This is a genomic window from Streptococcus sp. P25B114, assembly GCF_053010325.1.
This window is the reverse complement of record NZ_JBRKNW010000007.1, coordinates 55800-80227: the sequence shown is the minus strand read 5'-3', so window position 1 is coordinate 80227 and position 24428 is coordinate 55800. Positions and strand designations below refer to the sequence as shown.

Here is a 24428-nt window from a genome sequence, read left to right as displayed (position 1 = left end):
TACCTATAAAAATGTTAGACTAAAATAGAAATATATTTTTAAGGAGTATCTATATGTCTAATATTTTCGATACACTCTTCCTGCCCTTGGTTTCGGCCTTGCCAGGAGTTGTCCGCATGATCGTTCTCTTGATCATTGCCTTTGTCCTTGCAGGTCTCCTGCGTAAATTAACCCTGGCTGGTTTGAACAAGATTCAATTTGCTCAAAAATTGCAAAAATGGGGTGTCCTCAAGCCGGAAGATAATGGACAGGCCATCATTAAAAACCTCGGTCAACTGGTTTATTTCTTGGTCATTCTCTTCTTCCTGCCTTCTATCCTTTCGGGCTTGAATATCAGCAGTACTGTTGACCCGATTTCGAGCATGTTCCAAAAATTCTTTGCCTTTATTCCTAATTTGATTGCAGCTGGATTGATTCTCTTTGTAGGAACCTTCTTCTGTAACTTCATTAAGGGTCTTCTGAAAGCCTTCTTGGAGCGTCTGGAAATTGACAAATGGTACACCAAGGTTACTGGCCAAGAAAAATTGCCATTTGACACTAAACAACTCATCACTGTCTTAGCAACAGTCGTTTACGTTCTTATCTTCATTCCAATCTTGACCTTGGCCTTGGAAACTCTGGGTATCACCAGCATTTCTCAACCAATCGTCACCATTCTCAACCAGGTCATTGGCTTCCTTCCAAATATCCTGGTAGCCCTTGTCCTAGTCGCTCTTGGTAGCTTCATTGCCAAGCTCTTGGGCAACCTCTTGGAAAATCTTCTTGAAACTGCTGGTATCAATGCCTACTCTAAGTATTTGACAAACAAAGAAGATGCCAACTTCCAACTTTCCTCTATCCTGGCTCAATTGGTTCGTGGCATCATTATTGTATTCTTCTTTGTTCAAGCTATCCAAGTTCTTAACCTGCAAGTCTTTAACGCTGTTGGTACAGCCATTCTTGCCTACCTTCCGTCCCTGATTAGTGCCATTGCCATTCTTGTTTTGGCAGTCATTGGTGGCAACATTCTATCTGGTTTCTTGAGCAAGGTGACCAACAATGCCTTCCTAGCTGGCCTTGTCCGCTATGGCCTCATTGTCTTTGCAGCCTTCATGGCTCTTGACCAATTGAAATTCGCACAGAATATCGTTCAATCGACCTTCACGATTATTCTGGGAGCCTTGGCTGTTGCCTTTGCCCTGGCCTTCGGTCTCGGTGGTCGTGACTTCGCAGCCAAACAATTGGAAAAATTAGAAAAGAAAATTGATAAAGAATAATATCTTAGCTCGACAGTAAGTCGGGCTTTTAATATAACAAAAAAGCAGGACTCTTTCCAATCCTGCTTCTTCTTATTTTCTCACTGTTTTTCGACTCGGTTTATCTAAATAATAGATGTCTCTCATGGCCCATAGGCCGATGAAGATGACGATAAATCCTACCCAAATATCTGAAGATACCTGCAAGATTTTTAGGAAGGCTAGCATTAAAAAGATGAAGAGGGCTACAACGGCAACAACTGCTACCATGAGGTTGATAGTCCCTCGTACATTATTGGGGGCTAAAAAGATATAAAAGAGCACCAATAATATTGCTAGTATCAGATAAAACATGACCATCCCCTTTGAGATTTCTATTCTTCAGTTGCTAATTTTTTCTTCTTGGCAGCCTTATCACGTTCTGCCTTATTGAGAACTTGCTTACGCAAACGGATAGATTCTGGTGTTACTTCCATGTACTCATCGTCATTCAAGAATTCAAGAGATTCTTCAAGGGTCAAGATACGTGGTGTCTTAATTACAGACGTTTGGTCTTTGGTAGCTGAACGAACGTTTGTCATCTGTTTAGCGGTCGTGATGTTAACGGTCAAGTCATTTTCACGTGAGTTTTCACCGATAATCATTCCTTCGTACACTTCAGTACCTGGGTTGACAAAGATGGTACCACGTTCTTCAATACGCATGATAGAGTAAGTAGTTGCCTTACCTTGATCGATAGAAACAAGGGCACCACGGTGACGACCACCAATTTCACCTTGGACAACTGGCAAGTATTGGTCAAAAGTATGGTTCATGATGCCGTAACCACGAGTCATAGAAAGGAATTCTGTTGAATAACCAATCAAACCACGCGCAGGTACAAGGAAAACAAGACGAGTTTGGCCATTACCTGTTGAAACCATATCCAACATATCACCCTTACGCTCAGAAAGGGATTGGATAACAGAACCTTGGTATTCTTCAGGAGTATCGATTTGCACGCGCTCAAATGGCTCCATCTTCACGCCATCGATTTCCTTGATGATAACCTCTGGACGTGAAACTTGAAGCTCATAGCCTTCACGACGCATGGTTTCAATCAAGATTGACAAGTGCAATTCACCGCGACCTGAAACAGTCCATTTGTCAGGTGAATCAGTCGCTTCTACACGGAGAGAAACATCTGTCTGCAATTCTGCCAAAAGACGCTCTTCGATTTTACGAGAAGTTACCCACTTACCTTCACGACCTGCAAATGGTGAGTTGTTGACCAAGAAAGTCATTTGAAGAGTTGGCTCATCGATACGAAGAACTGGGAGTGCTTCTACCGCATCAGTAGGAGTTACCGTCTCACCAACGAAGATGTCTTCCATACCAGAAACGGCAATCAAGTCACCTGCCTTAGCTTCTTGGATTTCCTTGCGCTCAAGGCCAAAGAAACCGAAGAGCTTAGTTACGCGGAAGTTCTTCGTTGTACCGTCGAGTTTAGAAAGGGTAACTTGGTCACCAACTTTTACCGTACCACGGAAGACACGGCCGATACCGATACGACCAACGAAGTCGTTATAATCCAAGAGCGAAACCTGGAACTGAAGTGGCTCGTCTGAGTTATCAACTGGAGCTGGAATGTGCTCGATGATGGTATCGAATATTGGTGCCATTGTTTCTTCTTGATCTGCTGGATTGTCAGACAAAGATGAAGTTCCGTTGATAGCTGACGCGTAAACAACAGGGAATTCCAACTGGTCATCATCTGCACCCAATTCGATGAAGAGCTCAAGCACTTCATCCACTACTTCTTCTGGACGGGCAGAAGGCTTGTCAATCTTGTTAACAACCACGATTGGTGTCAAGTTTTGCTCCAGGGCTTTTTTCAATACGAAACGAGTCTGCGGCATAGTCCCTTCGTAAGCATCTACGACAAGGACAACACCGTCAACCATTTTCATGATACGCTCAACCTCACCACCGAAGTCTGCGTGTCCTGGTGTGTCCATAATGTTGATACGTGTACCGTTATAAGCTACGGCAGTGTTTTTTGCCAGGATGGTGATACCACGCTCTTTTTCGATGTCGTTTGAGTCCATGGCACGCTCATCCAACTGCGTACGTTCATCAAGTGTTTGGGATTGTTTCAATAATTCATCAACGAGGGTTGTTTTTCCGTGGTCAACGTGGGCAATAATGGCTACGTTACGGATGTCTTCTCTAAGTTTTGTCATAATATCCTCTGTATTTTTTAATTTAACTAAAAAAGTATATCATAGATTGGCGCAAAAATCACAGATAATCTTGTTGTAAATGTTTTCAAGCAGTTGATTGAGAAGAAAAAGAAAAGAGATTGAAAATCAACCTCTTACAAAATATTTTCAAAACTATCACGTACTTCTTGTGGCCAAACACTGGACTGCACTTCACCGATATGTTTCTTACGAAGCAAGAACATGGCCAAACGGGATTGACCGATACCGCCACCAATCGAAAGTGGGAATAGCCCATTCAAAAGGGCACGATGCCAATCATAGGCCAAACGAGCCTCATCGCCGGTAATAGCTACTTGGCGTTTGAGAGCATCTTGGTCCACCCGAATGCCCATTGAGGACAATTCAAAGGCAGAACCTAGAGCTTCATTCCAGACCAAAATATCTCCGTTGAGACCCTTGTAAGAACCTTCTGACGGTGTCGTCCAGTCATCGTAGTCAGGTGCGCGACCATCATGTGGCTTGCCATCGGCCAATTCACCACCGATACCGATGAGGAAAACAGCACCGTATTCTTTGGCAACAACATTCTCACGTTCCTTAGGTGTCAAATCAGGAAAATTCTTGACCAAATCTTCTGTGTGGATAAAGGTTATTTTCTTGGGCAGGACAGACTCAATATCGTAACGCGCCTCAACTGCCAACTCCGTCAGGCGGATGGCCTTGTAAATCTGCTCAACTGTTTCCTTCAGATAGGCCAGATTTCTCCGACTAGCTGGAATGACCTTTTCCCAATCCCACTGGTCTACATAGACCGAGTGGATGGCATCCAAATCCTCTTCATCCGGGCGGAGAGCCTTCATGTGGACAAAGAGTCCCTCGCCTTCATTGAAACCGAAACGAGCCAAGGTATGACGCTTCCATTTTGCAAGGGAATGCACTACCTCGTAGGTCGCATCTGGAATCAATTTGACATTAACGGTAACGGCATTTTCCACGCCAGACAAATTATCCTGCATACCATCCCCGACACGACTCAAAATCGGTCCCTGCACTTCAACGATTTCTAGCTTGTCTTTCAAATACTGGGTAAATGTATTCTTGACGAAAGAAATCTCCTCTTGCTGCTGAATGAAACTTTTCTTCATACCTAAACCTCCTAATTTTTTCTATACTCCCTATTATACCCATTTTCATGGACTTGTAAAGGATTTTATTAAATATTCTGAAAATTTAATGAATTATTTCTTCCAAAATGCTGGTTCTTCTGTTTTCTCGCCACTTCTTTCCTTACTTTTTGGAAAAATTATGCTAAAATGGCTTCATATTTTATAGAATAGAATGGGGCTTTGAAAATGAAATTTTCACCTAGTCAACGGATTATCGCCAGTTTCCTAGCTGTAATTCTGGTTGGCTCATTTTTGCTCAGTTTACCAATTGCTCAAAAGGCTAGCTCTACTGCTAGCTACCTGGACCATTTGTTTACTACGGTATCCATGGTCTGCGTGACGGGGTTATTTACCAAGCCTGTGGCTGAAACCTACAACATGTTTGGACAATTGATTTGTATGGTCCTGATTCAAATCGGCGGATTGAGCTTAATCAGTTTTATCGGTCTCTTCTCCCTTCGAGGAGGACGGAAATTGAGTTTTGTCAATGCTTCTACCTTACAGGAGGCCCTGTCGCGAACGGACACCAAGCATTTTTCCAGCTTTATCAAATCTGTCTTTGCCTTTACCTTTGCCAGTGAGGCCCTGGGCGCCTTCTTCCTGGCCTTTCAATTTGTTCCAGAATACGGCTGGAAGGACGGTCTATTTTCTTCTGTCTTTGTGGCTGTCTCTGCCTTCTGTAATGCTGGTTTTGATAATTTAGGGGCCAGCAGCATCGTCCAGTACGCTGAAAATCCCCTCATCAATCTAACCTTGGCTGCTCTGATTATCATGGGAGGATTGGGATTTTCCGTCTGGTTTGACTTACGTTCTCAAATAGGCAAGAAATTCCACCACAGAAAACTCCATTTCCATACCAAGGTAGTGCTGGCTCTGACTGTACTCATTCTTGCAGCGGGGACAGTCTTAACCTTTATCACAGAATACAATAATCCTGCCACTATTGGCTCCATGTCGCTGGGCAACAAACTATTGACCAGCTTTTTCCAAACGGTGACCATGCGGACAGCAGGCTTTGCCAGTATTGATTATACCAAGGCCGAACCTATCACCCTCCTCCTCTATATCTTCCAAATGATGCTGGGAGGAGCCCCTGGTGGTACGGCAGGAGGTATTAAAATCACAGCCTTCCTGACGCTTTTACTCTATGCACGCAGCGAAATTCTGGGGCTTCCCCATACTAATTTCAACCACCATACCATTGACCATCTGACCATCCGCAAGGCATTTGCAACCTTCATCGTCTTTACGTCTGTCTTTATCTTAGGCTTGGCTGGACTCAGTGTGACAGATGCTAAGCAACCTTTGATTTTCCTCATGTTTGAGGTCATGTCAGCCCTGGCAACGGTCGGTGTGACAGCCAATTTAACCCCCTTCCTCAGTTTGGCTGGAAAAGTTATCATCATGTTCCTGATGTTCTTTGGCAGAATCGGCCCTATCTCCATTCTAGTCAGTCTATCTAGTCACAAACCTGACAAGAAGGATAAATTACAATATGCAAAATCAACCATGATTGTTTAAAGGAGAAACCATGTCATCATTTACTATCGGTATTTTAGGTCTAGGCGTTTTTGGTACCACTATCGCTAAGACCCTACATCCCTACAACTGCAACATTATCGCCGTCGATAATCATGAAAATCAAATCAACCAATTGGAGCCCATCCTGTCCCGCGGTATTGTCGGAGATATCACTGATAAATCCCTCTTGCGGGCCGCAGGTATTGACAGCTGTGATACCGTCGTCGTCGCAACAGGTGACAATCTGGAGTCTAGCGTCCTAGCCGTCCTCCACTGTAAGGCACTGGGTGTTCCAAAGGTCATCGCAAAGGTGAAGAGCAAGACCGCTAAAGAGGTCCTCTTAAAAATTGGTGCTGATAAGATTATTTCACCAGAAAGAGAAACAGGCGTTTCCCTGGCCAAGCACCTCCTCCACCGCAATACGACGGACCTAGTCCAGCTGGATGGTAACGTGTCCATTGTTGAGTTTTACCCGCCTAAAAAATGGCTGGGCAAGACTTTGGCAGAGTTGCAGCTGCGTCAGAACTACAAGATGAACATTATCGGCTACCGCCTCAAAACCACCAAGGAACTCAATATCCAGTTATCGCCTGACTATGTTTTCAATGAAGACGAGGTCGTTATGGCTGTAACGGACCACAACACGGTCGATCATTTTGAAGAGTTCACAGGATAAGGTGACAAGTTTTGACTGATTTATCATTCATATTTTAAGGAGATTATATGAACGATTTGACCAAGGGGAAACCCTTAACTGTTATTTTACAATTTGCTATCCCTCTCTTGATTGGCTCCTTTTTCCAGTTAACCTACAATTTTGCTGACAGCATGATTGTTGGCCATACCCTTGGGACCACGGCCTTTGCAAGTGTAGGAGCCACTGTTGGACTGACATTTTTGATTCTAGGCTTTGCCCAAGGCTTAACTAATGGCCTTACCATTATTAGTGCCCAACGCTTTGGTGCAGGGGACTTGATTGGCCTCAAGAAAAGCTTTGTTCACGGACTTTTCTATGCTGCCATCGTTAGTTTGGTACTGACGACGGTCTCCCTTCTCTTTCTCCGCCCAACCCTGGAACTCATGCAGACGCCTGCTGATATCATCGAGCACGCCCACGACTTCCTTCTAGCTATCTATGGCGGAATGACCTTTACCATCTTTTATAACTATTTGTCCAGTGCCATCCGTAGTCTGGGAGATTCGCGAACTCCGCTTATCGCCCTCATCATCGCCTGCATCATCAATATCGGCCTTGACTTTTTCTTTATTTTAACCATGAAATGGGGCGTCTTCGGAGCTGGCTTTGCAACAGTCTTGGCCCAAGCCTTCTCCGTTATCTTCCTCATCATTTACATCAAGAGAAAAATTCCCCATTACCACTTAAAACCAGGCGATTTGAAGCTTGAAAAAGAGGAGTTAATCAAACATGCCAATATTGGCTTTCCAATGGGATTACAGGCCAGCGTTATTGCCATTGGCTCCTTGACCTTCCAGGTCATGATGAACCAGTTGGGAACCGATGCCATCGCTGCCCAATCCATTGCCCTACGGACGGACCAATTGGCCATGTTGCCCATGGTGAATCTGGGACTGGCTATCTCAACCTTTACGGCCCAAAACTATGGTGCTAAACTATATGACCGCATTTTGGAAGGGGTCAAAAAGACCCTCTATATCAGTTTGGCCTGGTCTATCTTGTTCGCTCTTGTTCTTATCTGGGGAAATCGGTTCTTCTCAGGTCTCTTCATCGCAGACGCCAGCGAGACCGTTCTTGACTTGGCACTGGCCTACTACATCATCAATGCCTCCTGTTATTGGATTGTGGCCAGCCTCTTTATCCTTAGGAGCTTCATCCAGGGGCTGGGAAATGGTGCCGTACCTATGCTGGCTGGTTTCGGAGAATTGATTATGCGGGCTCTCGTGGCCATTGTTGGCCTCCACTATTTCGGCTTCAATGGCGTTGCGGCCGCTAATCCTGCAGCCTGGATTGGCAGCATTCTCGTCCTCATACCTAGTAGCCTGATTTACAGAAAACGGCTTAAACAAGCCATGGCAAACACCTAGTTCGATACTGGGTGTTTTTGTTTTGGGAAATTGGTCAAACTTTTGCTATAATACAAGCATGAAACACTTGAAGGACCCACTGTCTGTCTTGCCTGGAATTGGACCCAAGTCAGCAGAGAAATTTACAAAACTAGACCTCTATAGCGTGGAAGATGTCCTGTGCTACTATCCCTTCCGCTACGAAGATTACGAGACAAAATCTATCTTAGAGCTTATGGACGGCGAAAAGGCTGTGATTATGGGGCAGGTCGTCACTCCAGCCAATGTGCAATATTATGGCTTCAAACGCAACCGCCTTCGTTTTTCTATCAAGCAGGACCAGGTGGTGGTAGCCGTTTCTTTTTTCAATCAACCCTATTTGGCCGACAAGGTGGAAGTAGGACAAGATATAGTCATTTGGGGTAAATGGGATAAAGCCAAGGCTAGCTTGACTGGAATGAAAATCTTGTCCCAGCAAGCAGATGATTTGCAGCCTGTCTATCATGTCGCTCAAGGAATTAGCCAGACCCAGCTGGTTAAACTGGTCAAGTCCGCCGTGGACCTAGGCTATTTAGACCTCCTGACTGAGAATCTCCCCAGCCCTATACTGGAACGCTATAAGCTCATGGGACGGGTCGACGCTGTTCGGGCCATGCATTTCCCAGAAGACTTAGACCAGTATAGACAAGCCCTGCGCCGTATTAAATTTGAAGAACTCTTCTATTTCCAGCTACAGCTCCAGCAACTCAAGGCGCAAAACCGTGACCAATCTAAGGGACTAGCCATTCCATTTAACCAACCAGCTGTCCAGCAAGCCATCCAGGCCCTCCCCTTCTCTCTGACCCAGGCTCAGAATCAGGTCCTGGAGGATATCTTAGAAGATATGAAATCCAGTCGCCACATGAATCGGCTGCTGCAAGGTGATGTCGGTTCCGGAAAAACGGTTGTGGCAGGCTTGGCCATCTACGCCACTCACACAGCTGGCTTTCAATCTGCCCTCATGGTTCCAACGGAAATTCTAGCCGAGCAACATTATCAAAGCCTACAGGGACTCTTTCCCAACTTGTCCATAGCCCTGTTAACCGGTAAAATGAAGGCTGCCCCTAGACGGGCCGCGCTCAAGGCTATCGAGGAAAATCAGGTCGACTTGATCGTCGGGACCCATGCTTTGATTCAGGATGCAGTCACTTATCATAAATTAGGCTTAGTCATCACAGACGAACAACACCGGTTTGGGGTCAAGCAACGAAAACTCCTCCGTCAAAAAGGGAGCAATCCAGATGTTCTCATGATGACGGCTACACCGATTCCAAGGACATTAGCCATCACAGCCTTTGGCGATATGGACGTCTCCATCATCAACCAACTTCCAGCCGGACGAAAACCCATTATCACGCGCTGGGTCAAACACCAGCAGCTACCAGTTGTACTGGATTGGATGACAAAGGAGCTAAAAAAAGAAAGCCAGGTCTACTTCGTTTCTCCCTTGATTGAGGAATCCGAAGCCCTGGACTTGAAAAATGCGGTTGCCTTAACGGAGGAATTGAGGGACTATTTCGGCTCGAAGACCACAATTGACCTCCTGCATGGTAAGATGTCCTCCGAGGAAAAGGATAGTATCATGCAGGCTTTCAAGGAAAGAAAAACAGATATCCTGGTCTCAACAACGGTTATCGAGGTTGGTGTCAATGTTCCCAATGCCAGCATTATGGTTATCATGGATGCGGATCGTTTTGGTCTCAGCCAGCTCCACCAGCTGAGGGGCCGGGTGGGTCGGGGAGACAAGCAATCCTACGCCATCCTGGTCGCCAATCCCAAAACCGAGTCCGGCAAGGAACGGATGAAACTGATGACAGAAACTACGGACGGATTTGTCCTATCCGAAGCAGACCTGAAAATGCGGGGCTCTGGTGAGATCTTTGGTACCCGCCAATCCGGTCTGCCAGAATTTCAGGTTGCCAATATCATTGATGACTATCCTATCCTAGAAGAAGCTAGGCGCCTGGCTAGCCAAATTACCGCTGAAGCCAACTGGCAAGAAAACCCAAGCTGGAGTATCCTAGCCCAACACCTGGATATGAAAAATGAGTTGGATTAGGCATCATCAAGTCAGCTACTCAGTTATAAAGCTGTCCCCCAGAATAAAATCAATCCAGCAATTTACAAAGCTGGATTTTTTCTATACAATAGAGCTATGACGTTCAAGACTATTCTCAAGCAGCTAAAACTATTCGACTACCTGCTCATCGGACTGGCCCTGGTTCTGTCCTTCACACCTGCTATCCTCACCTATGCAGAGCTATCAGAGCAGGGACAAGAAGCAAAAATCATTGCTTATGTCCGCATCAACGGCGAGGTCGTGGATGAATTTGAACTAGCTGCCGATACCAAACACCAGGAAATCACCTATTATCCCAATCCTGGCCAATACAATATCATCGAAGTCGACGGTCAGAGTATCCGGGTCAAGGAAGACAATAGCCCGGATCAGATTGCCGTCATGACAGGCTGGATTAGCAAACCCGGTCAACTCTCCGTCTGCCTGCCCCACAACCTCATGATTGAAATCAAGGCCGTTGGGGGCGAACCTACAGAGGAAGAATTGATTTTACCCCTATAAAAAGAAAAACGAATCGTGATGACGAAACTATCATGATTCGTTTTTTAGCTGTTTTAGCATCCCCCTGCACTTGCCGCACCTGTATTTCTTGAGGTCAATCCTGCGCTTTCTCATGTAGACTTGACCACAGGCCGTGCAACTGTAGCGGGGATTTGGTTTCTGCGCTTGTGCCAATTTAGGTGCATAACGAAGTCCATCGACAGCCTGTAAGAGTTCTTGAAAATCCCTATCCCCGTGGCGATAGCCCTTTTTCGCAAAATAGAGATGATAATGGCAGAGCTCGTGGCGGACAATCTGCCGAAAGACCTCCAAACCAAACTCTTCCAGATGCTTGGGATTGAAGTCCAAGTGCCCATCCTGCGGGAAAAAGCGTCCGCCTGTCGAGCGCAGACGGCGATTCCAGATGGCTACATGACGAAATTCCTTGCCGAAGTCCTCTCTGGATACCAGCTCTACGTACTTAGTCAAGTCCATGAGGTTTCAAGAGGCTCAGACCGATACGGTTGCGTTTTATATCTACTTCTGTCACCCAGACAGTGACAATTTCGCCGACCGCAAGGATTTCACTCGGGTGAGGTTGCGCCATAAGACGACCTTTGCCGTCACGCTTACGTTTGACCATGCGGGAAATGTGAATAAGCCCATCTTCATGGACACCAATATCGACAAAGGCACCGAAGTCCACAATGTTACGGACCGTTCCCTGCAATTCTTGACCGACTTTCAAGTCTTTGACATCCAAGACATCCTGACGCAAAACAGGGGCCTCGAAATCATCCCGTAAATCCCGCCCCGGTTTGAGCAAGTCTGCGATAATATCTTTCAGTGTTTCCTGACCGATGCCCAAGGTTTCAGCCATGTCCGCAACTGACACCGTCGCTAATTTTTCCTGCGCAGCAGAGTCCAAGTGGTCGATAGCTAGATGAGCAAGCAAGTTCTCGACAGCCTTGTAAGACTCGGGATGCACGCCAGTATTATCCAAAAGATTAGTGCCGTTAGGAATACGCAAGAAGCCAGCCGCCTGCTCGAAAGCCTTATCGCCCAAACGCGGCACCTTTTTGAGCTCTTGACGGGTGGTCAGAGCGCCATGCTCCTCGCGGTACTTGACGATATTCTCCGAAATGGTCTTGTTGAGACCAGCCACATGGGCAAGGAGGGCGGGACTAGCCGTATTGACATTGACACCGACTTGGTTGACCACCGTATCGACGACAAAATCCAGACTCTCGGACAGAAGTTTCTGATTAACATCGTGCTGGTACTGGCCGACACCTATGGACTTCGGGTCAATCTTGACCAGCTCAGCCAGCGGGTCTTGGAGCCTGCGGGCGATGGAAATAGCAGAGCGTTTTTCGACAGTTAGGTCTGGAAATTCCTGACGGGCCAGTTCGGAGGCAGAGTAGACTGAGGCTCCGCTTTCATTGACGATGACGTAGGAGACCTGTGGGAAGTCCTTGAGCAAATCAGCAACGAAGCTTTCTGATTCGCGGCTGGCCGTACCGTTTCCGATGGCAATGATTTCGACTTGGTATTGACCAATCAGATTCGCCAAATCCTGCTTGGCTTGGGCAATCTGAGCATGTGAGGCCGGCTTGACGGGGTGAATAACCTGTGTCGTCAGGAGTTTTCCTGTCTGGTCAACGACCGCTAGTTTTGCCCCTGTACGAAAGGCAGGGTCAAAGCCGAGGACTACCTTGCCCTTCAGGGGTGAAACCAAAAGCAGGTTGCGGAGGTTTTTCGAGAAGAGTTGGATGGCCCCTTCTTCCGCCTGCTCAGTCAATTCCGTACGAATACGGCGCTCCATAGCTGGGATAATCTTCTTTTTCAGGGCCTGACTGATAACTTCTTGAATATAGGCATTTTGCTGCGGAAAGCGCAATTCAAAAAAGCGGATCATCTTGTCCAGATTGTGCTGGAAACCGACCTTGAGAATGCCTAATTTTTCACCGCGGTTGATGGCAAGAGTCTGATAGCCTTGCATCTTCGCAATTTTCTCGGCAAATTCATAGTAGATTTCAAAGACAGCCTTCTCATCGCTGTCCTGGTCCTTGACTTCTGATATAAGTCTGGAATTGGTCAGGATTTCATGGTAGACCCAAGAACGGAGTTTGGCGTCCTCAGCCAGAGCTTCCACGAGAATGTCCACTGCACCGACCAAGCAAGCGGTCGGCGTATCGAAGCCTTCAGTGACAAAGCTTGCCGCCTGAGTTTCTAAGTCTGCACCATACTGCAAAATCAAGCGTGCCAGTGGAAAGAGACCAGCCTCACGCGCCACCGTCGCCTTGGTCCGACGTTTTTCCTTATATGGCAGGTACAACTCTTCAACGTCCGCCAACTTTTCAGCCTCTTCAATGGCCTGACGGAGCTGGTCAGTCAGCTTGCCCTGCTCTTCAATTTTGGTCAGAACCGTCGCCTTGCGGTCAGCCAAAGCCGTCAAAGCCTTATCTCGGTCAATAATAGCCTTGATAAGAACCTCGTCCAAATTACCCGTTGCTTCCTTGCGGTAACGAGCGATGAAGGGGATGGTATTGCCCTCAGCTGTCAGGGTCAATACCGTATCAATCTGTTTCAAACTTACACCCAATTCTTGGGCAATCTTCATGTATTTTTCTTCCATAAGCTCTATTATACCATGAAAAAAGACCTGAACAGCTCAAAAAGAGAGCCAAAGATCCGGTCTGCGGAGCAATTTTTATTGCTATAGTCCAGAAAATCCTATTGTCTTTGATTAACTAAATGAGCTCATTCTATCTTACATGCAAAAAGAGCCTGGACTTCAGTCCAGACCCTGCTCACATTAACTCGTTCTGTTACAAATTCAATCGCTTAGCCAATTTATCCATAATGACTGCCCCGACCAAGAGCGAAACCAATTCCCCAGCCGCTGTTGTCAACCAGGTAAGGAAAAATGGCAAATCGTACAAGAACTTTAGCTCTAAAGCAATGGTAAACATGGTAAATGAGAAAAACAAGGAAAAATAGAGGAAAGCCTTATTGATCAAACCATTGAAAAGATATTGGTCCTTGTATTTTGAAAATAATTTCACACCAAGTGTCACGAAGATAAGGGTTGAAAAACCACCAACAAATAGATCAATGACCCCAAAGCCAATCAGATTGGCAATCATGCAACCGATGGTCACTCCGATGATGTATTTAGGATTATAAAAGGCTAGAAAATTCAGCATTTCTGAAATCCGAAATTGAACGGCACCGAAGGATATAGCATTCAAGGGTGGTGTGAGGGTCAAAGCCACATAAATGGCCGCAACGATAGCAATCTCTGCCAGATCTCTGACAGAAAAGGTAGATGTCTTCATAAAAAATTCTCCTTTAGCGGGTTGACCGCCTGAAATATGCTTGGGTAAAGTGAGCAAGTCCCAAGGGTTGTATTTACAACGTTTTCCAGTATAGCATAATTTTCAAAAAAATGATAGACTAGTTCTTATGAAAAAACTAGTAAAAACATTCTTAGAAAATGAAGTCATCCTCTATCTAATCGCAGGCGTCGCCGCAACCCTGGTCTATATCATCACGCGAACCAGCCTCTTTTACATCTGGCCCAACATTTTAATGGTCACTCTGATTGCCAACACAGTTGCCATTCTCTTTGCCTTTTGGACCAATGACCGCTATGTCTTCAAGCAGGAAAAAAATGGTTGGCAGGGACGGCTAGTCAAATTTATCGGTGCCCGTATTTCTACCCTGGTCCTCGATATGGCTCTAGCCTATTTCCTAGTCGAAAAATTCCCTCACATCATCGGACAATTTGTTCAACAGGACATTCAAAAAGTCAATGCTATCGCAACTGCTCTTTCGCAGGTCTTGGTCATCGTCCTCAACTATGTCCTTAGTAAATTATTTATTTTTAAAAATACAAAATAGGTTTGGCGGGTCCAAACCTATTTGCTTTAAGTATCTAATTTATACATTCAAAAACTCTTCAAAAGTCAAAACAGCAATGAGCTTGGGTTGGTTGCTGCCATCCGGCTTGAATACCAGGGTCGTCCCTGCTGGAATATAGTAGCCATAGGCCTTGTCAAACTTGCCCTGGTGGGTAAATAAAATCGTTGATTTTCCAGCTTCAGGGACTTGAATGGTCCGATTCCGCAAGTTTTGTAAGGATTGCTCCAATTCCTGATCGTCAGAAAAATTCAAGGACCCTGTCAAATCTCGATTGATTTCCAAATTATCCCCGAATGCAGCCTGGGCATGCTGCCAGACGAAGTAATATTCAGAAGTAAGGATATGGTCAGCTTCTACCCCTAAATCCCGGTATTTTTGCCCATAGAGTCCCATCTTTTCTACGCTAGAATCAGAAATCCGCTGGCCATCATCGATAACCTGACCTTGTAGATTCTCCGGAACTGCTGTCCGCTCTCCGCCAGCCCCTGTATAGCGAAAAACAAAAACATAGCCTCCGTCTGACAGATTCTGACCCAAATTTGCAGGATTGACTACACTCGCAATATCCAAGGGTGTGGGGTCAGCCTCTAATGCTTGCTTTGAAGGCAATTGACTAGAAGTTTCAGCTGCTCCACTGCTTGAAGTCCCAGTAACAGCAGCTTCAGAATCTGATGATTGTGCAGAATTCTGACCTTGACTAAGCCCGCAGGCTACAAGAATCAAACTGAACAAGGATAAAAATAAAATTCGGCTAAATTTCATATCAACCTCCTGTATCCAACTTTTTTTACAAATATATCACTAATTATTCATAAAATCCAGAAAAACGCACCAAAAAAGACCAACTCTCGCTGGTCATGTACTCTGCTTTCTTGTAAAAAATCTTTTCAGGGCCTTCCAGGTTTCTTTCATATCTCCCGAACGCTGTTCAAATTCGCCCTCCTGTCTGCTCTGGACAGTGGCATTGAGAACTGCTCCCACTATGAGAAGATGGCTCAAGAGAATGAACCAAATCATGACAACCAGAAAGACCAAACTAGTCACCAGGCGGACATCGACCATCTTATCTGCCGAACGCTGAACATAGGTCGCCAACATATTCCCCAGACCAATAAAGACTCCCAGAACAAAAGCAGGTCCTGGCAAAACATAGCGTAGCTTGGGAATTTTTACATTGGGTAAAACATAGTAAAACATAATCAAACTAACCGCCAGGGCTAGATAAGCAATCCACTGGACCTGGCTAAAAATCCCCAGCAACCAATCATTGTCAATACCCAGATTGGACCGGATAAATTGGACAATGGCTTGGCCAAAGGTCAAGAGCGTAATGGACAAAATGAGAATAGTTTGGAGACCAAGCCCCATCAAGACACCTACAATCCGTGCAAGAATCACATTGCGGTGGTCTGTGACACCGTAGGCCTTGTTGACCGCCTTTTGTAAAATCATCATGCTCTTAGAGACCGTCCAGAGCGTTGTCATAATTGAAATTCCCAACCAAGAGGAGGAACGTTGGGTCAGGAGCAACCGCACCGTTGGCAAAACTGTCCCAGAAAACTGACTTGGAATAAATTCTTTGAGAATGGCCAGGATTTCTTCCACATCAAAGGGAAAGTAGGGCAGCAGATTAGCCAGAGTCAGCAAAATGGGAAAGCCTGAAATCAGCAAATAATAGGCCACTGCTACACTGGTCAAATCCACCTCTGCTGATCGATAAAAAGAAAAGAAGGACCCGAAAAAGGACTTGACCTTCTCAAAAAGTGTTTCCTTCTTCATCCTCTCTCCCCCTTTTTTATAGCATGAGTCTGTTTAATAAGTTCCCTCTTCGCCTTGACTGGTCAAGATAACAGGACCATTTTTGGTGATGACAAATTGGTGCTCGTATTGGCAAGATAAACCGCCATCCAAAGTTTTATGAGCCCAACCTGTTTTCATATCGGTGTCAATTTCCCAAGTACCTGTATTGATCATAGGTTCGATGGTCAAGACCATACCTTCGCGTAAACGGAGACCACGGCCTTTAATTCCGTAGTGAGGCACCATTGGTTCTTCGTGAAAGGTTGGACCAACCCCGTGACCAACCAAGTCACGGACTACACCATAGCCGAGACCTTCGGCATATTCTTGAATCGCCGCGCCAATATCACCAATCCGATTGCCAACAACAGCCTGCTCCATTCCACGATAGAGACATTCTTTAGTCACTTCCATCAGCTTGGTCACTTCTTCGGACACCTGACCAACTGCGTAAGCCCAGCAAGAATCCGCCACACCACCGCGATAGCTTTGGGTGATTTTCTTCATGGCTGCTACATCGTTAAAATTGAGTTTTGACACATCGACAACTGCTTTGTCCAATGGCTCACTCAGAACCATGTCCACCTTGAGCAAATCGCCTTCTTTGAGTTTGTAATGACGCGGAAAGGCATGAGCCACCTCGTCATTAAGACCACAACAAGTGGCATAAGGATAGTCCATGATTTCGCCATCTACACCGATTTGAAGGGGCAAAACATTCTTTTCCTTACAAGTCTTTCGGACATATTCTTCTACTTCCCACATGTCTACGCCCGGCTTAATCAGCTCACGCAATCCGATATGCACTCCAGCCAAGACGTCTCCTGCACGATTCATGGCATCAATTTCACGCTGTGATTTAATGGTAATCATTGGTTCTCCTCATTGATTTCTAATCTAAAGTCTGCTTTTTTCAAGCTAAATTTCAGGTAGTCCCGCGTCTTGTGACTATAACGGTCACTCCCGCGATAGTGGTCAACCTGCACAAAGCCAGCATTTCTGGCCACAGCCTGACTAGCAGCATTTTCCAGATGGGTGATGATGGTCAGCTCACGCAAGCCCAATTCATAAAAGGCCAAAAAGACCAGGTTGCGCACGGCCTCCGTCATCAGACCCTGCCTCCATTTTTCTTTTTTAAGGAAATAGCTGAGCTCCGCAGTCAGCTTGCTCTCGTCCATTTTTTCAAAACAGAGCGCACCGATTAGCTGCTGGGAAACCTTGTCCACCAAAGCCCAGTTGCCCAAGGGTTGGCGCATAAATTTCTCCACCATGGTCGCTACTGCCAAGTTCTTGTCGGGCAAAGCCGGAAAAATGAAAGGAATCTTTTCTGGCTTAGAAACCATCTGGTAAAAATCATCCCCATCTTCGTAGCGAAAAGGCCGTAAGATGAGGCGTTCTGTTTCAAATCTGGCAGTCGCTGCCAAGCCCATCCATATAGTCATCATCTATCTTGAGAGGCTGGAATGACTTCCAGCCTCCTTCTTTTATTCTTCTACTAGCTGGATGTCCGCACCCAGTTCTGTTAGTTTTTCGATAATATTGGAATAGCCCCGAAGGATAAATTCAATATTGGTGATTTCTGTCCGCCCTTGTGCCATCAAACCAGCGATGACCATGGCCGCACCTGCACGTAAATCCGTTGCTTTAACAGGCGCTCCAACCAAATTGTTTGGACCTTCAAAGGCAATGTGATTGCTGCGGGTCATGATTTTGGCACCCATATTTGACAATTCCTGAACATGTCCGACACGTTTTTCATAGATTGTATCGGTAATTGTCCCAGTCCCCTCTGCCTTGAGCAAGAGTGGGGTAATGGGTTGCTGCAAATCCGTCGCAAAGCCTGGGTAAGGCGCTGTTTTTATGCTGACTGCCTTAAGCTGCTCCTGTTTTTCAACAAAGATGCTATCCTCAGAAACAGTCATCCGAACGCCCATTTCCTCCAATTTGGCAATGAAACTTTCCAAGTGTTCGTAGAGCACATTGTCAATGCGGATACCTTCCCCAACTGCTGCTGCAAGTGCGATATAGGAACCTGCTTCAATCCGGTCAGGAATGACTTGGTGACGGGTACCATTCAAACGGTCAACACCTTCGATGGTAATGATGTCTGTACCAGCACCGCGAATATGGGCTCCCATGTTGTTCAAAAGAGTTGCTACGTCAATGATTTCTGGCTCACGCGCCGCATTTTCGATAACTGTCCGCCCTTCAGCCTTGACAGCCGCCAAAATGGTATTGATAGTCGCGCCAACACTGACAACATCCATAAAGATATGAGCCCCACGGATACGAGAACCATCCGTCGCCAAACGCATATACTCGCCCTCGTAGGTCGTTTCAGCGCCCATAGCAGCAAATGCTTTCAGATGCAAATCAATGGGACGAGGCCCCAGGTCACAACCACCTGGTAGACCGACCACTGCCCGTCCAAAACGACCTAACAGCGAACCGTAGAAATAATAAGAGGCCCGCAGACTATTGATTTTCCCGAAAGGCATGGGCATATCTTGCACACCACGCGGGTCAATCTCAAGAGTTTCGCCGTCACGTTTGACCGTTGCCCCCATAGTCTCCATAATATCAATCAAACTATCTACATCGGAAATAGCTGGCACACCATCCAGAGTTACAATCCCATCCGATAAAATAATGGCTGGAATCAATGCTACAACAGAGTTCTTAGCACCACTGACTGTAACAGTCCCTTTTAAAGGTTTCCCACCTTGAATTACAATTTTTCTCATACTAGAATTTCTCATTTCTAACTTTGCCCAAAAAGGCATACGTTTTATTTTACCACAAGCTTAGTGAAAATGCTAGTTATTTGAAATGAAAAGGGTAGCCCTTGCAGGCCCCCTTTGCTTTAATCGAATATTCTCTGGATACGCTCTTCTGCATCTTGCAAGTAGACTTCCAATTCATCCCGTGTCAAATAAGGCACACGGCCATAAAAAACATGGCCAAGAACTTGGGCGTCATTGCTATTGAAGAGCCAATCAGAGGTCAAAAACTTCATGGCTTGGTCAATCGGTGTCAAGCTGCCATCTGTATTCTGCGGTTGCCCTGTTGGAGTAAAGAACATGGCTTTTTTCGTGGAAAATAGCTGGCGCGGTTCATCGGATTCAAAGCTGTAGGCAAATCCATGCTGAAAAACACGGTCAACGTAGCCTTTCATGATAGCCGGCATCCCATTCCACCAAGACGGAAAAATGTAAACCAGCAAATCACTCTCCGCAATCAAGTCCATCTCAACTTGAACATCAGCTGGATAGGCAGCTGCATCGCGAACAAACTGACCATTTTTAATATGGATGGCATCCTCTCCACGCAATACAGGATCAAAACCCAGAGCATACAAATCACGTACAGTCACTTCTATCCCATTTTTTCGTAAAGCCTGCTCAACCCGCGCCACCAAGGCATGGGTAAAACTTTCTTTTCGAGGATGGGCAAATACAATCAGGGCTTTTTTCATCACAAGACCTCCCTATCAACTAGGCCAAGGCCTCTTTCAAAGCATCCACCTTATCCAGTCGTTCCCACGGAAGATCAATGTCTGTCCGTCCCATGTGTCCATAAGCCGCCGTCTGCTTATAAATCGGACGCTTGAGGTCTAACATTTGGATAATTCCCGCTGGGCGCAGGTCGAAAATCTGACGCACAGCTGCCTCTAATTTGCTTTCAGAAACAATGCTGGTGCCAAAGGCATCAATACGGACAGAAACAGGCTGGGCCACACCGATAGCATAGGCTAGCTGGACTTCTGCCTTCTTGGCAAATCCTGCCGCGACAATATTTTTGGCAATATAACGGGCTGCATAGGATGCTGAACGGTCAACCTTGGTCGCATCTTTACCAGAAAAGGCACCTCCACCATGACGAGCATAACCGCCATAGGTATCCACAATGATTTTACGACCAGTCAAACCAGAGTCACCTTGCGGACCACCGATCACAAAGCGCCCTGTAGGATTGATAAAGAACTTAGTTTGATCATCCAGATAATTTGCCGGAATAATCGCTTTAACGACCTGCTCAATCACATCTTGACGAATTTGTTCTTGACTGATCTCTGGGTCGTGCTGGGTCGAAATAACTACTGTATCAACACGAACAGGCTGATTATTTTCATCATACTCAACAGTTACTTGAGACTTGGCATCTGGACGAAGATAAGCAATTTCGCCTGATTTTCTCAACTCTGCCAAGCGACGAACCAACTGATGACTCAGTGAAATTGGCAATGGCATGAATTCAGGCGTTTCATCTACTGCAAAACCAAACATGAGCCCCTGGTCACCCGCCCCAATCAAATCCAGTGGATCTTGACTAGCATCTTGACGTGCCTCCAAGGCTTCATTAACCCCTTGCGCAATATCCGGTGATTGCTCCACCAATGACGGGTGCACCCCGACTGATTCTGCAGCAAAACCGTATTCGCCCTTGGTATAGCCAATCTCAGCAATGGTATCGCGCACCACGCGGTTAATGTCCACATAGGCTGTGGTCGAAATTTCGCCAAACACATGGACAGAACCTGTGTAAACAGCTGTCTCTGCTGCCACGTGGGCATCTGGATCCTGGGCTAAAATAGCATCCAAAATAGCATCTGAAATCTGGTCAGCAATCTTATCCGGATGCCCCTCCGAAACTGACTCAGACGTAAACAACTTACGTTCTGACATAAAAATGTCCCCCTTTTAAATAAATCTTGTTTGCTAAGAATTTCTGTTTTCCGATAGTTTCCTGAAGTGGTGCAGGCCGAAAGCGATCTCCTGCGGAGTTCCATTTCTTTTTGGCAAACCTAAGTCTTGCCAAGCCCTAGTCATAGAATGTAAACATTCTATGACTTTCACCACGGCGGAAACTATCCCCTTGCGACTTCGTCGCATATTCAACGAAATTTTCTTAGCGGGTTACGACACGAATCCGAGAAAATCGATATTATTTTCTTGGAGAAGTTAATAAGCCGCTTAGGAAGACCGCAGGATAGTGGCTTCCGTAGAAAATACGGAGCTTGCGACAGAAATTTTCTTAGCGGGTTACGACACGAATCCGAGAAAATCGATATTATTTTCTTGGAGAAGTTAGTAAGCCGCTTAGAAAGACCGCAGGATAGTGGCTTCCGTAGAAAATACGGAGCTTGCGACAGAAATTTTCTTAGCGGGTTAAAAAGTTACAAAGAACCAGTCGTAAACGACTGGTTCTTTGCGAGATTTCTTTGAAATCGAGCAAGGAAGATGATTTACATTGCTACAAATCATTAACCAGTGTTCAGACTGCCTTTTCGGGACTTAATAACCCCTCTAGTATAGCACATTTCTTACCAAAACGTGACCTTTTTAACGAATAAATCGAAAAAAAGAGTTGCATCCTTACAACTCTCAGAACGTAGACAGACTATACTCTAAATAAATAAACTGAGTAGCTCTGCTAAGAAAAAATTAAATTTGATTTATTTTGCGAGCTGAGCGAGTCTAAACCGAGACTTTCCGCTGTGCTTAGACAGTCTGGGAGACTGTTTGAGGAGTAAACCCAGAAACAAGAAAGTTTACTACCGTCCGACATCACCTCAGGAAAGTCCGAAAGGAGACTTTGTCTACAAACTCTTCCTCTTCTATATAAATTCTGCATCTTGAATGGCCTGTTTGACGTCTTCTAATGGCAGATGAACCAGTTCACAGCCCTTCTCCTTGTAGAGATAGTGGGCATAGTCGTCCATACGGTACTCATTGATATAAACCACTCGTTTGCAGCCCACTTGCAGGAGCTGTTTGGAGCAATTCAGGCAGGGGAAATGTGTCACATAGGCAGTAAATCCTTTGGGGATACCTCGCTCTGCTCCTTGCAAAATCGCATTGACTTCTGCGTGGAGGGTTCGGGCACAGTGACCGTCAATCATCAGGCATTCTTGATCCAAACAATGCTCTGTACCAGAAACCGAACCATTATAGCCTGTCGCAATTACTTTATTGTCCTTGACCAAGATCGCACCGACCTTGGCACGCTTGCAGGTAGCACGATTGGCAATCAAAAGCGCCTGCGACGCAAAATATTCATCCCAAGCTAGACGATTTGTTGACATAACTTATCCTTTCTATTCATCCAACAGCCGGTAAATTGCCGCCAAATCCTGCGCCGTGATAATACCAATCAGATCTTCTGGAGACTGAATATTGCCATGACCTTGGAGACTGACCAAGATGGTCGTCCGCTTGCGGCTTTCAAATTGGCTCATCACTTCATAAAGGCTGGTTTTGGCAGAGACTTGCACCACGCGAATACTGTCATCTTCACAGGCTAGGACATCCGCTAGGCTGGCCCGTTCCAATTTTTCTCGGATAGAGCCTGTCTCCTTGCTAGCCTTGGCAAGCCAGTTGGTCAATCCCTTGTCCGAAACCAAGCCTTGATAGGTATTTTGAGCGAAGATAGGAAATTTTGAAAAATGCTCCCTGTCCACTACTTCCAAGGCCTTAATCAGCTTGTCAGAGCCTTCAAAGGTAACGGGCTTAACTTTCTCAATCTGGCGCAAAAAGTTACCAATCGTCATGGGTTCTTGATACTGGGCGATGACCTTTTCCAAAACCTCAATCAACTCCTGCGAAGGCTGGGCCACCTCCTGCAAATTGGTGCGATTTTCATGGACCAAGAGATTACGGAGCTGACGAGCTACATAGAGCTTGTCCCAGTTGGCCTCGACTGGGTTGTGAGGGCTGAGTTCCTTGGCCTTGGCAAGCATGGATGCTACGTCGGCGTATTCACCATCTGGAACCTTGCAGACCTTGCGCAAGATTTTATCCAAGTCATTAAAGAGCTGTAAAAAACGTGTTTCACTCATGTTAATCTACCATGTGCGATTTGAGATAGGCATCGACCATACGCTCAGTCGCCCGCACAGAGTCCAAATGGGTACGCTCGTAGGAATGGCTGGACTCAATTCCTGCACCCAGCAGGGCGTGTTTAACATCTGCACCTGCTCGCATAGCCGCAGAAGCATCTGAACCATAGTAAGGATAAATGTCTAATTTGTAAGGAATGTTTTCCTTCTCAGCCAAGGAAACGAGGTGCTGACGCAATTCATAATGATAAGGACCGGAGCCATCTTTGACACAGATAGAAACCGTATATTCATCCGTCTGCTGGTCGTCTCCCATCGCTCCCATATCAACCGCTAGGTACTCTACAACCTTATCTGGCAGGCTAGAATTGGCACCGTAGCCGATTTCTTCATTGTTTGAAAAATAAAAATGGGTGGTATAAGGCAGGGTGATACCCTCTTCCTTGTAGGTCTTGAGCAGGTTGATGAGAATGGCTGCCGAAACCTTGTCATCCAAATGGCGGCTCTTGATAAAGCCAGTCTCTGTAACTACCGTACGCGGATCGAAGGAAATGAAATCTCCGACTTCAATACCCAAAGCGCGCGTCTCATCCGCAGAGCTTACTTTTTCGTCCAGTCGGATTTCCATATTGGTCTGATTGCGCTCAGCGGTATTAGCATCGTGGTAGACATGGACAGAAGTCTGGTGCATGAGAATGGTCCCCGTAAAGACCTTGCCGTTTTTCGCACAGTGAATCAGGCAGTTTTCACCTTCAATAGAAGGGTAGCCAAATCCTCCCACCAAATCCATTTTAATCCGACCGTCTGGTTTAATGGCCCGAACCATTGCTCCGAGTGTGTCTAGATGAGCAGTGACAATGCGGTGTTGTTGGTCACTTTCCCCCAGCACCGAAACCAGAATGCCGCCTTTAGCAGTCTTGGTCGCCTGATAGCCGAAGGACTCGACCTCGCTCTTGATATAGTTCATAATGTCCGTCGTAAAGCCCGTTGGCGACGGTGTATTGGTTAATTTTACAATATAATCTACTGTTTGCATGGAAACCTCCTGTTTGTAAGACTATTATACCACTTTTAGCCATTTATTTTGCTATAATG

General features: G+C 45.9%; 23 protein-coding genes and 1 riboswitch. Of the genes, 7 read left to right on the top strand and 16 right to left on the bottom strand.

The features are described 5' to 3' along the window. The first annotated feature begins 53 nt into the window (after positions 1 to 53). Positions 54 to 1256 carry a mechanosensitive ion channel gene (locus ACVC7T_RS05055; RefSeq protein WP_105110210.1) on the top strand — a complete coding sequence of 401 codons (1203 nt, stop codon included), beginning with the start codon at positions 54 to 56 and terminating at the stop codon, positions 1254 to 1256. 72 nt (positions 1257 to 1328) lie between these two features. Here the strand turns inward: ACVC7T_RS05055 and ACVC7T_RS05050 are convergent, their stop codons facing one another. The 3 genes from ACVC7T_RS05050 to asnA form a co-directional block, all read right to left on the bottom strand. Then, positions 1329 to 1589: a DUF3165 family protein gene (locus tag ACVC7T_RS05050; protein WP_105110211.1), complete on the bottom strand. Its 261-nt coding sequence runs from the start codon at positions 1587 to 1589 to the stop codon at positions 1329 to 1331. Positions 1590 to 1609: 20 nt separating this feature from the next. After that, the gene (typA, locus tag ACVC7T_RS05045) at positions 1610 to 3457 is read right to left on the bottom strand and encodes a translational GTPase TypA (RefSeq protein ID WP_394719161.1); all 1848 of its coding nucleotides are present in this window, start codon (positions 3455 to 3457) and stop codon (positions 1610 to 1612) included. Between the two features lie 134 nt (positions 3458 to 3591). Next, positions 3592 to 4584: an aspartate--ammonia ligase gene (gene asnA, locus ACVC7T_RS05040; RefSeq protein ID WP_447262566.1), complete on the bottom strand. Its 993-nt coding sequence runs from the start codon at positions 4582 to 4584 to the stop codon at positions 3592 to 3594. A 207-nt stretch (positions 4585 to 4791) separates the two neighbouring features. Between asnA and ACVC7T_RS05035 the strand changes: the two genes are divergently transcribed. The 5 genes from ACVC7T_RS05035 (at position 4792) to ACVC7T_RS05015 (ending at position 10789) form a co-directional block, all read left to right on the top strand. Next, positions 4792 to 6126, top strand: coding sequence for a TrkH family potassium uptake protein (locus ACVC7T_RS05035; protein ID WP_105110214.1), 1335 nt, complete (start codon positions 4792 to 4794; stop codon positions 6124 to 6126). Positions 6127 to 6136: 10 nt separating this feature from the next. Further along, a complete protein-coding gene (locus tag ACVC7T_RS05030) occupies positions 6137 to 6802 on the top strand; it encodes a potassium channel family protein (RefSeq protein WP_105110215.1) in 666 nt (221 codons plus the stop codon). Between the two features lie 47 nt (positions 6803 to 6849). Then, positions 6850 to 8190 (top strand): MATE family efflux transporter, encoded by a 1341-nt coding sequence (locus ACVC7T_RS05025; RefSeq protein ID WP_105110216.1) that lies wholly within the window; start codon positions 6850 to 6852, stop codon positions 8188 to 8190. 58 nt (positions 8191 to 8248) lie between these two features. After that, positions 8249 to 10267 carry an ATP-dependent DNA helicase RecG gene (gene recG, locus ACVC7T_RS05020; RefSeq protein WP_447262565.1) on the top strand — a complete coding sequence of 673 codons (2019 nt, stop codon included), beginning with the start codon at positions 8249 to 8251 and terminating at the stop codon, positions 10265 to 10267. Between the two features lie 96 nt (positions 10268 to 10363). Continuing rightward, the gene (locus ACVC7T_RS05015) at positions 10364 to 10789 is read left to right on the top strand and encodes a NusG domain II-containing protein (RefSeq protein WP_105160852.1); all 426 of its coding nucleotides are present in this window, start codon (positions 10364 to 10366) and stop codon (positions 10787 to 10789) included. Positions 10790 to 10819: 30 nt separating this feature from the next. On the opposite strand, the gene ACVC7T_RS05010 is transcribed toward ACVC7T_RS05015, so the two are convergent. From ACVC7T_RS05010 to ACVC7T_RS05000, 3 genes are all read right to left on the bottom strand, one after another. Beyond that, a complete protein-coding gene (locus ACVC7T_RS05010; protein ID WP_105160853.1) occupies positions 10820 to 11263 on the bottom strand; it encodes a SprT family protein in 444 nt (147 codons plus the stop codon). Further along, positions 11250 to 13406, bottom strand: a complete 2157-nt coding sequence (locus ACVC7T_RS05005) for a Tex family protein (protein ID WP_105123485.1) — start codon at positions 13404 to 13406, stop codon at positions 11250 to 11252. The genes ACVC7T_RS05010 and ACVC7T_RS05005 overlap by 14 nt, the downstream gene beginning before the upstream one ends. Before the next feature lie 193 nt (positions 13407 to 13599). Continuing rightward, positions 13600 to 14109 carry a QueT transporter family protein gene (locus ACVC7T_RS05000; RefSeq protein WP_394733172.1) on the bottom strand — a complete coding sequence of 170 codons (510 nt, stop codon included), beginning with the start codon at positions 14107 to 14109 and terminating at the stop codon, positions 13600 to 13602. After that, positions 14110 to 14207, bottom strand: a riboswitch (PreQ1 riboswitch). Between the two features lie 29 nt (positions 14208 to 14236). Between ACVC7T_RS05000 and ACVC7T_RS04995 the strand changes: the two genes are divergently transcribed. Next, on the top strand, positions 14237 to 14674 hold the full coding sequence (locus ACVC7T_RS04995) for a GtrA family protein (protein ID WP_105110222.1): 438 nt from the start codon (positions 14237 to 14239) through the stop codon (positions 14672 to 14674). Positions 14675 to 14713: 39 nt separating this feature from the next. Here ACVC7T_RS04995 and ACVC7T_RS04990 read toward each other — a convergent pair whose 3' ends face one another. The 10 genes from ACVC7T_RS04990 to ACVC7T_RS04945 all read right to left on the bottom strand — a co-directional run bounded on the left by ACVC7T_RS04990 (position 14714) and on the right by ACVC7T_RS04945 (position 24369). Continuing rightward, complete coding sequence (locus ACVC7T_RS04990; protein ID WP_105161286.1) at positions 14714 to 15457, bottom strand: hypothetical protein; 744 nt, start codon at positions 15455 to 15457, stop codon at positions 14714 to 14716. Between the two features lie 93 nt (positions 15458 to 15550). Then, positions 15551 to 16474 (bottom strand): YihY/virulence factor BrkB family protein, encoded by a 924-nt coding sequence (locus ACVC7T_RS04985; protein ID WP_105110224.1) that lies wholly within the window; start codon positions 16472 to 16474, stop codon positions 15551 to 15553. Positions 16475 to 16507: 33 nt separating this feature from the next. Continuing rightward, positions 16508 to 17368, bottom strand: a complete 861-nt coding sequence (locus ACVC7T_RS04980; protein WP_394719147.1) for a methionyl aminopeptidase — start codon at positions 17366 to 17368, stop codon at positions 16508 to 16510. Further along, positions 17365 to 17937 (bottom strand): GNAT family N-acetyltransferase, encoded by a 573-nt coding sequence (locus ACVC7T_RS04975; RefSeq protein ID WP_394732330.1) that lies wholly within the window; start codon positions 17935 to 17937, stop codon positions 17365 to 17367. Before ACVC7T_RS04975 ends, ACVC7T_RS04980 begins: the two co-directional genes overlap by 4 nt. A gap of 42 nt (positions 17938 to 17979) precedes the next feature. Further along, positions 17980 to 19239 carry a UDP-N-acetylglucosamine 1-carboxyvinyltransferase gene (locus ACVC7T_RS04970; protein ID WP_105110226.1) on the bottom strand — a complete coding sequence of 420 codons (1260 nt, stop codon included), beginning with the start codon at positions 19237 to 19239 and terminating at the stop codon, positions 17980 to 17982. A 119-nt stretch (positions 19240 to 19358) separates the two neighbouring features. Further along, positions 19359 to 19958, bottom strand: coding sequence for an NAD(P)H-dependent oxidoreductase (locus tag ACVC7T_RS04965; RefSeq protein ID WP_306455679.1), 600 nt, complete (start codon positions 19956 to 19958; stop codon positions 19359 to 19361). 31 nt (positions 19959 to 19989) lie between these two features. Beyond that, complete coding sequence (gene metK, locus ACVC7T_RS04960) at positions 19990 to 21180, bottom strand: methionine adenosyltransferase (RefSeq protein WP_257104772.1); 1191 nt, start codon at positions 21178 to 21180, stop codon at positions 19990 to 19992. A gap of 932 nt (positions 21181 to 22112) precedes the next feature. After that, positions 22113 to 22580, bottom strand: a complete 468-nt coding sequence (locus ACVC7T_RS04955) for a deoxycytidylate deaminase (RefSeq protein ID WP_125265349.1) — start codon at positions 22578 to 22580, stop codon at positions 22113 to 22115. Positions 22581 to 22592: 12 nt separating this feature from the next. Further along, positions 22593 to 23333 carry a CBS domain-containing protein gene (locus ACVC7T_RS04950; protein ID WP_105161281.1) on the bottom strand — a complete coding sequence of 247 codons (741 nt, stop codon included), beginning with the start codon at positions 23331 to 23333 and terminating at the stop codon, positions 22593 to 22595. A 1-nt stretch (position 23334) separates the two neighbouring features. Further along, positions 23335 to 24369 carry a M42 family metallopeptidase gene (locus tag ACVC7T_RS04945; protein ID WP_447262564.1) on the bottom strand — a complete coding sequence of 345 codons (1035 nt, stop codon included), beginning with the start codon at positions 24367 to 24369 and terminating at the stop codon, positions 23335 to 23337. Positions 24370 to 24428: the final 59 nt, after the last annotated feature.